The sequence below is a fragment of the Bacillus sp. OV322 genome, from assembly GCF_900112495.1.
Lineage (GTDB): Bacteria > Bacillota > Bacilli > Bacillales > DSM-1321 > Peribacillus.
Window position 1 is genome coordinate 85,067 of sequence record NZ_FOMA01000002.1, and the last position, 13,193, is coordinate 98,259.

Here is a 13,193-nt window from a genome sequence, read left to right on the forward strand (position 1 = left end):
ATATTTTTTTCTTTTCATTATGCGGTAAAAGGGGGGAAAGATTAAATTTTCTTCATAAAACGGTTATTAAAACATGAGGGGAGTTTTTCAGATGATGAAATATCTTCAAAGGATGGGCCGCTCCTTAATGCTTCCGGTTGCTGTATTGCCGGCAGCGGCAATTTTAATGGGAATCGGGTATTGGATTGATCCTTCAGGATGGGGTTCGGGTAATGAAGCGGCTGCCTTTTTGATTAAAGCAGGATCTGCCATTCTTGATCATATTGCCATTTTGTTTGCGGTAGGTTTGGCTCTTGGCATGTCAAAGGACAAAGATGGATCGGCTGCATTGAGCGGGCTTGTAGCCTATCTGGTGATTACCACTTTGCTCTCGAGCAGTTCAGTAGCTATGCTGCAGGGTGTGGACGTAGCAAAGGTCAACGCAGCTTTTATCAAAATTGAAAACCCTTTCATAGGGATTATTTCAGGAATTGTTGCTTCAATCATGTATAACCGGTTCAGCCATGTGAAATTAGTAGATTTCCTGGCCTTTTTTAGCGGAAAGCGCCTTGTCCCGATTATGTCGGCCGTTGCGATGCTATTTGTATCGCTGGTGCTGTTATTTGTATGGCCCGTTGTTTATACATGGCTTGTTACATTCGGCACATCGATCTCAAAGCTTGGTTTTGCGGGAGCCGGGCTTTATGGTTTTTTCAACCGGCTGCTGATTCCTACCGGTCTGCATCATGCGCTCAACTCCGTATTTTGGTTTAATGTAGCAGGCATTGATGATATCGGAAAGTTTTGGTCAGGAAAGGGAACGAAGGGTGTAACAGGCATGTATCAGGCAGGATTCTTCCCTGTCATGATGTTCGGTTTGCCTGCGGCAGCCCTTGCCATGTATCACACAGCTAAAACAAAAAAGAAGAAACAGGTTGCTTCACTGATGCTTGCTGCAGGGTTCGCTTCCTTCTTTACAGGAGTAACGGAGCCCATGGAATTTGTCTTTATGTTTACTGCGCCGCTCCTTTATCTTGTTCATGCAGTTCTAACAGGCCTGTCACTGGCCATAGCGGCATGGTTCCACTGGACGGCTGGATTCAGCTTTAGTGCAGGTTTAATTGATTTTGTCCTGAGCTCAAAGCTGCCGCTGGCAAATGCCCCTTATATGCTGCTGATTCAAGGGCTTGTCTTTGCGGTTCTGTATTATTCAATCTTCCGCTTTTTGATTACCAAATTCAACCTGATGACTCCGGGTAGAGAAGAAACGGACGATTTTGATGGAGCGAGTGCCGAAGCGGCTTCCGCAGCGAGCACATCAAAGGAAGATAAATTCACTGCAATGGCTGCTGTTATATATGACGGACTAGGCGGAGATGCCAATGTAACATCCGTAGACAATTGCGTCACACGCTTGAGGGTCGAGGTAAAAGATATGTTTGCGGTTGATCAGCAGAAAATCAGGTCAACAGGCATACCTGGCATAAACATTGTCGGTACCAGCAGCATTCAAGTAATCATTGGACCATCCGTCCAATTTGTAGCGGACGAAATCGAGAAAATCCGTAAATCTTAAGAACAAACCTAAAAGCCGTGATTTTAAAAATCATGGCTTTTAGGTTTGTCATATTTCAAGCCGAGTGAACGTAATTTCCTCAGTGCTGCTTGTTTGGCAGTTTTTTAGTAGGCTTACCTTTACCCTGGCGTTTGCGGTTCGCCTCATCCTTCTCCTGTTTGTCATGAAGCTTCTCAACAAATTCTCCGGTATTATCCATCATGTTATCCCTCCATCTTCTATCCGATTTGTTTATAAATTCACCCATCGGCCCGCAGAACATGCAAGCCTATTTCATAGGATGCTTCCAGGCGATTCCCTGTATTACAATAAAAAACAAAAAAATAATTGAATAACGTAACAGTGTTATGTTACATTAAAAATACCAAAAAGGGAGTGTCGTCAAATATGAATGAAGACTTGATATCCAAAAAGGAATTGCTGGAAATTAGCGGCATTTCATATGGACAGCTGTATAGATGGAAGAGAAAAGACCTGATACCTGAGGACTGGTTCATAAGAAAATCAACCTTTACCGGGCAGGAAACCTTTTTTCCAAAGTCACGTATCCTTGAACGCATTGAAAGAATCCAAACAATGAAAGAAAGTTTATCACTAGATGAATTAGCAGATATGTTTGCACCGGGAAGCGGAAAGCTACTGAATAAGGAAGAAATAATAAGGAGGGGAGTGGCCTCTGAATATACGGTCCAGTTTTATTTAGAGCATACCGGATTTAAGGATAATTCCTTCCAATTTAACAGCATGCTTGTTTTATATATCCTTGAAAAACTGCTTAAATCAGGGGATATAAGCCTTGAGGAAGGAAAAATGGTGCTTCATCTTCTGCATGATAAGTATGAGTCATCAGATGAAAATAAGGAATTGTCTTTACTGGTCATCAGGAAGTTTGGTATATCATCTTGTTTGCTCGTTTCAAACACAGAGGATATTTATTTTGAAAATGATACAAAAATCATTTCGGCGATTGATTTTTCCAAATGCTCTGAGGAGCTTAAAATTAAATGGGTATGACGGAGGGGATTAAGGTGGAGCTTGCAGAAAAAGGGGTTCTTGAAATAAACGGGTATGGTTCCTCAAATGGAGGCGTGTTTAGAAGCGTTCATGTAAATGGAAGAGGCACTGTGAATGGAGATGTCGATTGCGGATATCTGGAGTGCAATGGATCGGGAACTTTCAAGGGTAACATTGTTTCAAAGAAAACGCGTATAAGCGGTCATAGCACGATGGACGGAGAAATTTCAGGGAATGAGCTGAAGGCAGAAGGAAATGCGAAAATAAAAAAGAATGTACAAGTAGAGATTCTGAAAGTTTCAGGCAATGGAACATTCGGCGCCAATGTCAGGGCGGACAGTGTCATGATTGAAGGGAGGGCATCCATAGCAGGGAACTGTGACGCAGAAGATTTCCTTGTGCAGGGCAATGTGAAAATCCAGGGACAATTAAATGCTGAGAAAATTGCCATCGAGCCTTTCGGGCATTGCCAAATTGCTGAAATCGGCGGCCAAAGCATTTCTGTCAAATACCATCATCATTTTTTCCTTCAATGGTTAAAACCTTTTTTTGATCATATTTTGACTGCGGATATTATAGAAGGTGATGACATTGCACTTGAAAGCACGAAAGCCAAGATTGTCCGCGGCAGAAATGTGAAGATCGGAAAAGGCTGCGAAATAGGCCTTGTTGAATATTCGGGTGTTTTTGAACAGGAAGAAGCTTCGCAAGTGAAAGAGTCCCGAAAAGTATAAAAAAGGAGACAGGATGATGGAGACAGGAATAAGCAATTTAACCATTAATGGATCTGGTTCTTATGGGGGCGGATTGTATCGCAAAGTGAAGGTGAACGGAGAGGCTTCCGTTACGGATCATCTCGAGTGCCAGGCTTTCACAATCATGGGCAGGAGCAAAGTTGAAGGAAATACAAAGGCAGAAACTCTGTCTGTATATGGGGAAGCTGAACTGAATGGGGACTTAAAAGCCGAAAAGGTGAAGATTTACGGTTCTTGCCTGATTAAGGGAGATGCTGTGATCAAAGAAAGTAAAGTGCGGGGTTTGCTGGATATTAATGGGTCTTATCATGGGGAACAGGTTGAAGTAAAAGGAGGATTTACTGTCAGAGGAGATGTTGAAGCGGAAGTATTCAACTCGCAGGGCCAATTCCAAATAGATGGATTGCTCAATGCTGAAGAAGTTAATGTGTCATTAAGATATGATCACAGCTTTGCAGGGGAAATTGGCGGGGAAAGGATCAGCATACGTGCCAAAGGAGGTCTTGGCGAAATATTTCAGCTGAAAAAATCCATGCTGCAGATGAAGGCTTCAGTTATTGAAGGAGATGAAATTTACCTTGAATACACGGCAGCCGAAGTCGTCCGCGGCAGAAATATTGAAATTGGGCCAGGCTGTGAGATTAATATTATCGAGCATCAAGGAATATATAAGAAGTCTAAAGATTCTATTGTTCATGAAGAACGGAAAAGCTAAAGGAGGATCACATGGAACAAACTAACGCTAAATTAAAGCTGATAGTGACGGGCTTGCTGCTGGCCATACTAATGGCTTCAATGGATAATACTATCGTCGTTACGGCAATGGGGACCATTGTCGGCGACTTGAAGGGGCTTGACAGCTTCGTATGGGTCATTTCTGCATATATGGTGGCTGAAATGGCAGGAATGCCGATTTTTGGTAAGTTGTCCGATATGTACGGCAGGAAAATCTTCTTCCTGATGGGGATGATTTTGTTCCTTGCCGGCTCTGCGTTATGCGGAATCGCAACAGATATTACGCAGCTGAGTATTTTCAGGGCTATACAGGGAGTCGGGGGCGGTGCGTTGATTCCCATAGCATTTACGATTGTTTTTGATATTTTTCCGCCAGAAAAACGCGGCAAGATGGGCGGGCTGTTTGGTGCGGTTTTCGGACTTTCCAGTATATTCGGTCCTCTCCTTGGGGCATATATTACAGACAATCTCAGCTGGCATTGGGTTTTTTATATTAATCTTCCGCTTGGCATCCTTGGATTTATTTTAATTGCCTTGTTTTATAAAGAATCAAGCGTCCATAGCAAGCAAAAAATCGACTGGCTCGGGGCCATTGCATTGGTTGGTGCTGTTGTCTGTCTTATGTTCGCGTTAGAGCTTGGCGGCAAAAAGTATGATTGGAATTCCAATGAAATCATAAGTTTATTTTCAGGATTTATTTTATTGATCGTTGCTTTTATTTTTATTGAAAGAAACGCGGCCGAACCGATTATTTCGTTTAAAATGTTTAAAAATCGCTTATATGCAGGGAGTACAATGGTTGGAATGTTTTACGGAGCTGCGTTCATGGGTGCAACTACATATATCCCGATTTTCATTCAGGGTGTGCACGGGGGGTCTGCTACAAATTCCGGTCTTTTGCTTCTGCCGATGATGCTCAGTTCAACAGTAACTGCACAAGTTGGGGGTATATTGGCTTCCCGGATGAGCTACCGGAATGTGATGTTCATTTCTTCTGTCATTACAATAGCAGGCATCATCCTGCTTGGCACTCTGACCCCGGATACCAGCAGGTTTGTAATCACTATATATATGATTGTGGTTGGGCTTGGAGTCGGTTTTTCATTCTCTGTGCTCGGAATGTCAGCCATCCATGGCTTTGGAATGGAGCAGCGCGGCCAGGCTTCTTCAACAAGCAACTTCCTCCGCTCGCTTGGCATGACAGTTGGTGTCACCGTATACGGAACGATCCAGAACAATGATTTCAAGGATCTTTTAAAGGAGGGATTTAAGAAGCTAGGGGCAGGTGCAGGGAATACTGCGGCTCCCGGATTCCAATCCGCTGACCCGAATGGGCTATTGTCTGAACATGCACGCAGCATGATGCCGCCGCAGGTTCTGCATAATATTATCGATGCTCTGTCAAGCTCGATTGTCCATACCTTCCTCTGGGCACTTGTCCCAGCCGGAATGGCCTTTCTGTTCATTTTCTTAATGGGTAATGAGCGCCTGGTTATAAACAGGCAGCAAGGTGCTAAGGGAGATAAAAAAACGGCTCTGAAACCGGCCACTGACAAAGGCATATAATGGCAGGGAACAAGGTACAGTACTTTTTATAGCTACTGTGCCTTTCCTTTTCTCACGAAGTTTTGCTTCTGTGTTTTAACAGGCATGAAACGTGGAATTAATTTACTTTAAGGCATCTTGAAGATGGAGGGGTATTTTTGAAAGATACAGAATACAGGAATGAAGCAGGGCATTTAAGCGCTGATGAATTGGATAAATATTTTTATTATGATGGAAGCGATCTGGGATGCAGGTATGATGCTGATAAGACACAATTCCGGGTATGGGCCCCGGCGGCATCCGAGGCACTGCTTGTGACATATGGAACCGGGGATGATTCTGTTAAAAAAGAAATCCCGATGGCCCGTTCAGTAAAAGGAACATGGACAGCAGAATTGGCCGGTAACCAGGACGGCCTTCTATATACGTATAAAGTCAAGGTGGAAGGAAAGTGGAATGAAGCGGTTGATCCGTATGCCCGTGCCCTCACAGCTAATGGAACCAGGGGGGCAGTTGTTGACCTGGAAAGCACCAATCCGGAAAATTGGAATGATAAAAAACCGCTGCTCGCTGGACCGGAAGATGCGATTATCTATGAAATGCATATACGCGATTTATCGATCCATCCACTTAGCGGCATAAAGCATAAGGGGAAATTCCTTGGCGCTGCTGAATCTGGGACCAGGGGCCCGGATGGCGTGAATACCGGCCTCAGCCATATTATCGATTTAGGCGTGACCCATGTCCAGATCCTGCCCTTTTTCGATTACGCGACGGTCGATGAAACCGAATTGCAGAATCCTTCCTATAACTGGGGATATGACCCTGAAAATTATAATGCACCTGAAGGCTCCTATGCTACTGACCCGTTTGCTCCGAAAACCAGGATACGCGAGCTGAAAACAATGATTGGGACCCTGCACGAGAAGGGGCTTAGGGTCATTATGGATGTGGTTTATAACCATGTCTATTCTGCCGCTGAGTCCCATTTCAGCCGGCTGGTGCCAGGCTACTATTTCCGGACAGGTGAAGACGGGACCCTTTCAAATGGAACGGGTGTCGGAAATGATACATCTTCAGAGCGGAAAATGATGCGTAAGTTTATTGTGGATTCTGTTGTATATTGGGCCAGGGAATACCATCTCGACGGGTTTCGATTTGACTTAATGGGCATCCATGATGTAGAGACAATGAATGAGGTGCGCAGCGCTCTTAGCCGGATTGATCCTTCCATCATCATTCTTGGTGAGGGATGGGATCTCGATACCCCGCTGCCCCCTGACAAAAAGGCAAACCAGAAAAATGCGGCGTCCATGCCCGGGATTGCCCATTTTAATGATCACATCCGGGATGCTATAAAAGGAAGCGCACTAGAAGATAGTGACCAGGGATTTATCAACGGCAAAAAACACCTGGAGGAAGAGATAAAAAAAGGAATTGCAGGAGGATTGGGCTATGACTCCTCGCTTGCTTCCTTTCAGTCTCCGCAGCAGGTGGTTGTGTATGCAGAAGCCCACGACAATCATACCTTATGGGATAAGCTTGAGATTGCAAGTCCAGAGGCTTCTTGGGAAGACAGGAAAAAAATGCATAAGCTCGCTTCTTCCATCGTCCTCACTGCACAGGGCATTCCGCTTATTCATGCAGGCCAGGAATTCATGCGGACAAAAGGCGGGGAACATGACAGCTATAAATCACCAGATTCCGTGAATGAGCTGGATTGGAATCGGCGTGCTGCATTTAATGAAGAAGTTGAATATATGAAAGGGCTAATTGAAATAAGGAAGGCATATCCTGCATTCCGGATGAGCTCTTATCAGGAAATTCATGAACAGCTTACCTTTATGGATGCCCCAGCCCAGGCTGTTGCTTTTATGATTGAAAGTGAAAAAGAGAAGTTCATCGTCATTCATAATGCAAACCAGCATGAAGTGAGTATTGAACTGCCCGGAAATGACAGCTGGGCTGTTTTATCTGATGGAAATAAATCCGGCACTGTTCCTCTTTCAGTGATTACGGGGAAAACAGCATCTGTTCCGGCCATTTGTTCATATGTACTAAAAGCTGAGGAAGTTCCTTCATAAAGCAAGGCGTTTTCATAAGCTTTGCTGCTATAAAACAAGGTGGCTGATTTCCGTTCAGAAGATACTCGCTTTCTGCGGGGCAGGAGTCTCGCACCTTACGAATTAGCCTGACTTGACAATGTGAAAAGAGCCTAAAACAAAAAGCTAACCCCCGGGTTAGCTTTTTGTTTGCATAGATACTGTCAGGAGTTTGTCAATGTGCAGCTTTTTGTTCAAATAGCCTGGCAATTTCAACTATCACGCTGACAGCTTTCATCATGCTTTCAACAGCGACAAATTCATATTTTCCGTGGAAGTTTTCTCCGCCTGCAAAAATGTTCGGAGTAGGCAAGCCCATGTAGGAAAGCTGGGAGCCATCCGTGCCGCCCCGGATAGGAGATATTTTAGGCTCGATATCAAGATTCTTCATAGCTTCATAGGCAATATCCACAATTTCCTTAACAGGCTCAATTTTTTCCTTCATATTGTAATATTGATCAGTCAATTCCAGGGTAATGCTTTCCTGCCCGTATTTTTCTTTAAGCTCGCTTGTGATTCTTTCAAGATTGGCCTTTTTGTTCTCGAACTCCCGTTTATCAAAATCACGGATAATATAGGAAAGCCTTGTTTGCTCAACATCACCAGTGATGGACAGCAAATGATAAAACCCCCCATAGCCTTCCGTATTTTCGGGTGACTGTTCTGCCGGAAGCATGCTTTGGAGCTCCATCGCGATTTTAGCGGAGTTGACCATCTTTCCCTTCGCAGATCCGGGGTGGATGTTGTTCCCCTTTACCGTGATTTTTGCACCCGCTGCATTAAAGCTTTCATATTCAAGCTCTCCCACAGGACCTCCGTCCATTGTATATGCATAATCAGCATTAAAAGCAGCCACATCAAACTTATGCGGCCCTCTGCCAATTTCCTCGTCCGGAGTGAAGGCGACACGTATTTTGCCATGCTTGATTTCGGGATGCTGAATCAGGTAAGCCATGGCTGTCATAATTTCAGTGACGCCTGCCTTGTCGTCTGCCCCAAGCAGTGTGGTTCCATCTGTCGTGATGAGTGTCTGTCCCTTGTAGTTGGACAGATTTGGATAGCTTTCAGGTGAAAGAACAATATGTAGATCTTCATTAAGGACAATATCAGAGCCATCATAGTTTTCGATCAGCTTTGGATTGACATTTTTGCCTGAGAAGTCAGTGGCAGTATCCACGTGGGCCAGGAACCCGATGGTTTCAACCTGCTTATCTGTATTGGAGGGAAGGGTGGCCATGACGTAACCATTATCATCGATTGTTACATCATTCATGCCGATTTCCTTAAGCTCTTCTGTAAGCATGTTTAAAAGTGTCAGCTGTCCTGGGGTAGAAGGGCATGTTTCGCTTTCTTCACTGGATTGTGTGTCGACCTGCACATAAGATGTAAACCTTTTGATTATTTCTTCCTTCATTTTAATCAACTGCCTTTCTTGAGTAATATCTCTATCTTATCACGCGAGGAATTTCTTCCATAAGGTTAAGTTTCTAATTATTTGCTTTTCTATCTGTTCTCTGAAAGGAATGCACAAAAAAGAAGCAGCATGCAAGCTGCTTCCTAATGCTAAACGGCAACGGCTGCCGCTGCTTTTTTTCTTTCCCAGGGCTTAGAGAGCCAGCGCTTGAAGGCAAAGCATCCCCGAAGCCATTCATCCATGCCGGTTGCGATCCAGACTCCGAGCAACCCTAAGCCAAGGTGGACGCCAAGCATGTAACTGAAAACGACGGAGATTCCCCACATGGAGAAAATCCCAATAACAACAGGGAAGTTCACGTCACCAGCTGATTTTAATGAATTCATCAGTACAATATTCATTGCCCTGCCTGGTTCAACAAATACGATGGCCCACAAAACAGGAAGTCCCACTGTCATGACATTCACATCATTTGAAAAAAGCTGCAGAACAGGTTTTCCGCACAGGGCTAAAATCAGCGATGCGGCCAAAGAGGCACCCATGGCGATTTTCAGTGTCCCTATTCCGCGCTTAAATGCCCGTTCATAATGTTTGCCCCCTATATAGCGTGCAATAAGGAGCTGTGTGCCCTGTGCAATTGCGAGGGTAAATAAATAACAGACCATGGAAATATTCAAAATGTATACCCTTGCTGTCAGTGAAGGGGCCCCCATCGTAACAACAAATCCGGTTATGAAAAGCTGTGACAGCTGATAGGACAGGTTTTCACCAGCTGAAGGAATTCCGATTGCCAGAAGATTCTTAATGTCTGCTTTTCTGGCATGAAAGATATCGGCAATCCCAAGCCTTAATGAAAGCCTGCGGTACACAAGAAATAAGAGGGCTGCAACCGCAAAGGCGCGGGCAGCAAACATAGCCCAGGAAACGCCTGCAACACCGGTCACCGGCAACCCGAAAATCCCCGCTGTCGCCACCAGGTTTCCGCCTGCACTGATGACATCCATGATAACTGTCACCATCATAGATTCCTTTACATGTCCATGACTTCTAAGGACTGCGCTTAATGCAAGAGAAATAGATTCCAGGAATAGAGAGATCCCGCAGATGCGGATGAAAGTCAGGCCGTAGCCCAGAACTTTCCCTTCTATGCCGAACAGCCGCAAAAAATGCTCTCCGAACAAAAAGACAAAAAATGCAACGCAGAGGCCTGCCCAGAAGTTCAAGCCGAACACAGATCTGGCAAGATGGCGCGCTTCACTAAATTGCTGAGCCCCTAGTCTTTGTCCAATCAAAATGGTTGCTCCCACGGATGTAACGGTGAACACCAGAATGAAAATATTTAATAACTGATTGGCAACACCGACGCCGGCCGCAGCGGAATCAGAATAATGACTGAGCATAAGGGTGGCAACCATACCCATGCCCATATGAAGGGCTAATTCTATTAAAATTGGCCAAGTAATATTGAAAAGAGTCTGATCTTGAAAGTTATTGCTTTTGTAGCCCAAAATGATTCTCCTTTATGTATTTCGAGTAGGGAAATAAAAAACACAACCTCCATTCTACTCAAAATATGGGCAATGTAAAGGGAATAGGAAAAAATGTCATAAAAAAATATTGCTTTCTTTAAGAAAGGCTGTTTTCGTAAACTCTGCTGCTGTCTAAACATGTGGCTGATTTCCTCTCAGGATGCTCCGCTTTCCGCGGGGCGTGCGCTGAGTCTCCTCGACTTGCGTCTGCGGGGTCGCAGCTGTCACACAGATCCCGCAGGAGTCTCCGCACCTTTCGCTCCAATCAGCTTGCTTTAACAATAGGTTTGCCTCGAGAATTTATGAAATAACAACAATCTTTAAGCTAAAAAACTGGCAGTGTATTCGTTTTTACTGTCGCTATATTTTTCAGCAGCCAGGATTTATCTTCTTCCTTTGAAATTGTTTCAGCCATCTGGATAGCTAAATCTGTGTATCTTTCCATGTTTTCCTGATTTTCCGCCACTGTGAACGCTCTTGCCATTGCTTCAAAAGCAAATCCGGTATCAAAAGCGCCTAGTTCATTCTCCCTGCACAGCTGAAGCGACCTCTCGGCATGATGAAGCGCGGGCTCGTGCCGTTTGAGAAGGGCATATACTCTGGAAATCTGCCATTCACCCCGTGCAAAATGAAGCGGCTCCCCGGCAATTCCCCAATGGTAGCGGGAGCCATTTGCTGCATAAAGCATCAGTTCTTCGTCTTCTGCTGTCCGGTCTTGTTTCTCTATTAAATCCCATGTTTGATTAAAAAGCTGGATGGCCAGCTGCTTATGTGTATCAATATCAATGCTTTTACTTCTGGTGCTCAAGTTTTCACGCCCTTTTTTTGATAAGCTCTTTTCTTAAAGATTGTTATATTTTTAATGAGTTGTATGAGAATCACCGCTGTTAAATCAGCTGCCCTGTTCCAAAGCAGCAATGTTTACGAAAACAGCCTTTTGATGATATCCCGAGTTATATTGTAAAAACAAAAAAATTAAAACGTCAATAATTCAATGCCGGAATATATCTCCGCATAAAAATCCCTCCCCGGAAAAATTACCGGGGAGGGATTTTATTACGCTTTAATAGTTATTCTCCGCCTGTTTCCAGCTCAGCCCAAACGGAAACACTTCCTCCGTTTACAGGGAAAACTGCAAACCCGCCGTCATCAATAGTTATGCTTTCCTCACGTGTGCCCGTCAGATCCACCCAGGTCTGTCCTGACCGGTGTTCTCCAACGTTCATCCGCTTTTCTCCTTCATCACCGTTAGAAATAACCACAGCACATCCGGAATGGGGAATTTCCTCCGTTCCAAACCTTACCCATCCAATGGTATTAGGATGATCAAAATAATCCTCCTGCTCGCCGTATGCCTTATGATATCTCGCAAACAAAAGGGGATCGAGCGCTTCTTTTTTCCCCGGCTGGGGTGCAGGTCCGCCGATTCCATAATAATCTCCATAAAATACACAAGGATATCCATCCTTGCGAAGAAGGATTAATGAATAAGCGATTTGCTTGAACCAGTCTTCTATCCAGGATTCCAGGGACTCGTGAGGCTGTGAATCATGGTTGTCCACAAAGGTTACCGCATGAAGCGGATGCGATTGTACCAGCGTATCATCGAAGATTGTTGTCATATCAAAATCCCTGCCAGCCTGTGAAGCCGCATGCAATTTATAATGAAGTGCAACATCAAATAAATCGATTTGATAGTCTGTTTCATCCAGGAAATTCCGGCAGGCATCAAGATCAGGATTCCAAAACTCGCCAAGTAAATAAAATTTCCCATTATTGTGTTCCAGCATTTCCTGTGCAAAGCGCCTGATAAATTCATGGTTGATATGCTTTATGGCATCAAGCCGGAACCCATCGCATGAAGCATTTTCACAAAGCCATTTTCCCCACGAAATCATTTCTTCAATGACTTCAGGATGATTGTAATCAATGTTGGCAAACATCAGATAATCGTAGTTTCCAAATTCATTATCGACATTTTCATTCCAGTTTTTGTTTTCTCCTAATATCCTGAAGACACCTGTTTTATCTGTTTTGGCATCATAATCAGTACCATTGAAATGCTGGAAGTTCCACTTGAAGTCAGAATATTTCCCTTTGCGGCCTGGAAAAGTAAATTTGGTCCATCCTTCTATTTCAAAAGGCTCTGATATCTCTTCATTCCGGTTCATGGGATCTACTTCAACGACCTGAAAGGCTTCTGTTTCATCTGCGCCGGCTTTATGGTTCATCACCACATCCACATAAACGCAAATCCCCTGCTCCTGGCAGGCTGCAATGGCCTCCTGTAGCTCTTCTTTCGTTCCATACTTTGTCCGGACTGTGCCTTTTTGATCAAATTCGCCAAGATCATACCCGTCATAAATTCCATACCCGGTATCTTCTGCAGATTGGCCCTTGGTAACCGGCGGGATCCACACTGAGTCAATCCCGATATCCTTTAATTGAGAAGCAGAATCTCTCAATGCGTTCCAATGCGAACCATCGGGCTTAATATGCCACTCGAAAAATTGCATGATGGTATGATTCCTGTCCACTAAACAT

10 protein-coding genes and 1 pseudogene are annotated in these 13,193 nt (G+C 44.3%); 6 read left to right on the forward strand and 5 right to left on the reverse strand.

The annotated features are described in order from the left end of the window. Positions 1–91 precede the first annotated feature (91 nt). Positions 92–1,555, forward strand: coding sequence for an N-acetylglucosamine-specific PTS transporter subunit IIBC (nagE, locus tag BM126_RS04870; RefSeq protein ID WP_090988483.1), 1,464 nt, complete (start codon positions 92–94; stop codon positions 1,553–1,555). Positions 1,556–1,634: 79 nt separating this feature from the next. On the opposite strand, the gene BM126_RS04875 is transcribed toward nagE, so the two are convergent. Continuing rightward, positions 1,635–1,757 (reverse strand): DUF4023 domain-containing protein, encoded by a 123-nt coding sequence (locus tag BM126_RS04875; RefSeq protein ID WP_371261407.1) that lies wholly within the window; start codon positions 1,755–1,757, stop codon positions 1,635–1,637. Between the two features lie 185 nt (positions 1,758–1,942). Here BM126_RS04875 and BM126_RS04880 point away from each other — a divergent pair, with 185 nt between their 5' ends. From BM126_RS04880 to pulA, 5 genes and pseudogenes are all read left to right on the forward strand, one after another. After that, positions 1,943–2,569 (forward strand): YhbD family protein, encoded by a 627-nt coding sequence (locus BM126_RS04880; protein ID WP_090988484.1) that lies wholly within the window; start codon positions 1,943–1,945, stop codon positions 2,567–2,569. Next, positions 2,560–3,303 (forward strand): polymer-forming cytoskeletal protein, encoded by a 744-nt coding sequence (locus BM126_RS04885; RefSeq protein ID WP_256212979.1) that lies wholly within the window; start codon positions 2,560–2,562, stop codon positions 3,301–3,303. Before BM126_RS04880 ends, BM126_RS04885 begins: the two co-directional genes overlap by 10 nt. 16 nt (positions 3,304–3,319) lie before the next feature. Further along, positions 3,320–4,039, forward strand: coding sequence for a polymer-forming cytoskeletal protein (locus tag BM126_RS04890; protein ID WP_090988485.1), 720 nt, complete (start codon positions 3,320–3,322; stop codon positions 4,037–4,039). Between the two features lie 11 nt (positions 4,040–4,050). Then, positions 4,051–5,625 (forward strand): MDR family MFS transporter, encoded by a 1,575-nt coding sequence (locus BM126_RS04895; protein WP_090988486.1) that lies wholly within the window; start codon positions 4,051–4,053, stop codon positions 5,623–5,625. A 173-nt stretch (positions 5,626–5,798) separates the two neighbouring features. Next, positions 5,799–7,688, forward strand: a pseudogene (gene pulA, locus BM126_RS04900) (type I pullulanase); the annotation flags it as partial. 193 nt (positions 7,689–7,881) lie between these two features. On the opposite strand, the gene pepT reads toward pulA, so the two are convergent. From pepT to BM126_RS04920, 4 genes are all read right to left on the reverse strand, one after another. Continuing rightward, positions 7,882–9,120, reverse strand: a complete 1,239-nt coding sequence (gene pepT / locus BM126_RS04905) for a peptidase T (protein ID WP_090988488.1) — start codon at positions 9,118–9,120, stop codon at positions 7,882–7,884. A gap of 149 nt (positions 9,121–9,269) precedes the next feature. After that, the gene (locus BM126_RS04910) at positions 9,270–10,628 is read right to left on the reverse strand and encodes an MATE family efflux transporter (protein ID WP_090988489.1); all 1,359 of its coding nucleotides are present in this window, start codon (positions 10,626–10,628) and stop codon (positions 9,270–9,272) included. A 346-nt stretch (positions 10,629–10,974) separates the two neighbouring features. Beyond that, complete coding sequence (locus BM126_RS04915) at positions 10,975–11,457, reverse strand: hypothetical protein (protein ID WP_090988490.1); 483 nt, start codon at positions 11,455–11,457, stop codon at positions 10,975–10,977. A 262-nt stretch (positions 11,458–11,719) separates the two neighbouring features. After that, positions 11,720–13,186 carry an alpha-amylase gene (locus BM126_RS04920; protein WP_090988491.1) on the reverse strand — a complete coding sequence of 489 codons (1,467 nt, stop codon included), beginning with the start codon at positions 13,184–13,186 and terminating at the stop codon, positions 11,720–11,722. Between the last annotated feature and the right edge of the window lie 7 nt (positions 13,187–13,193).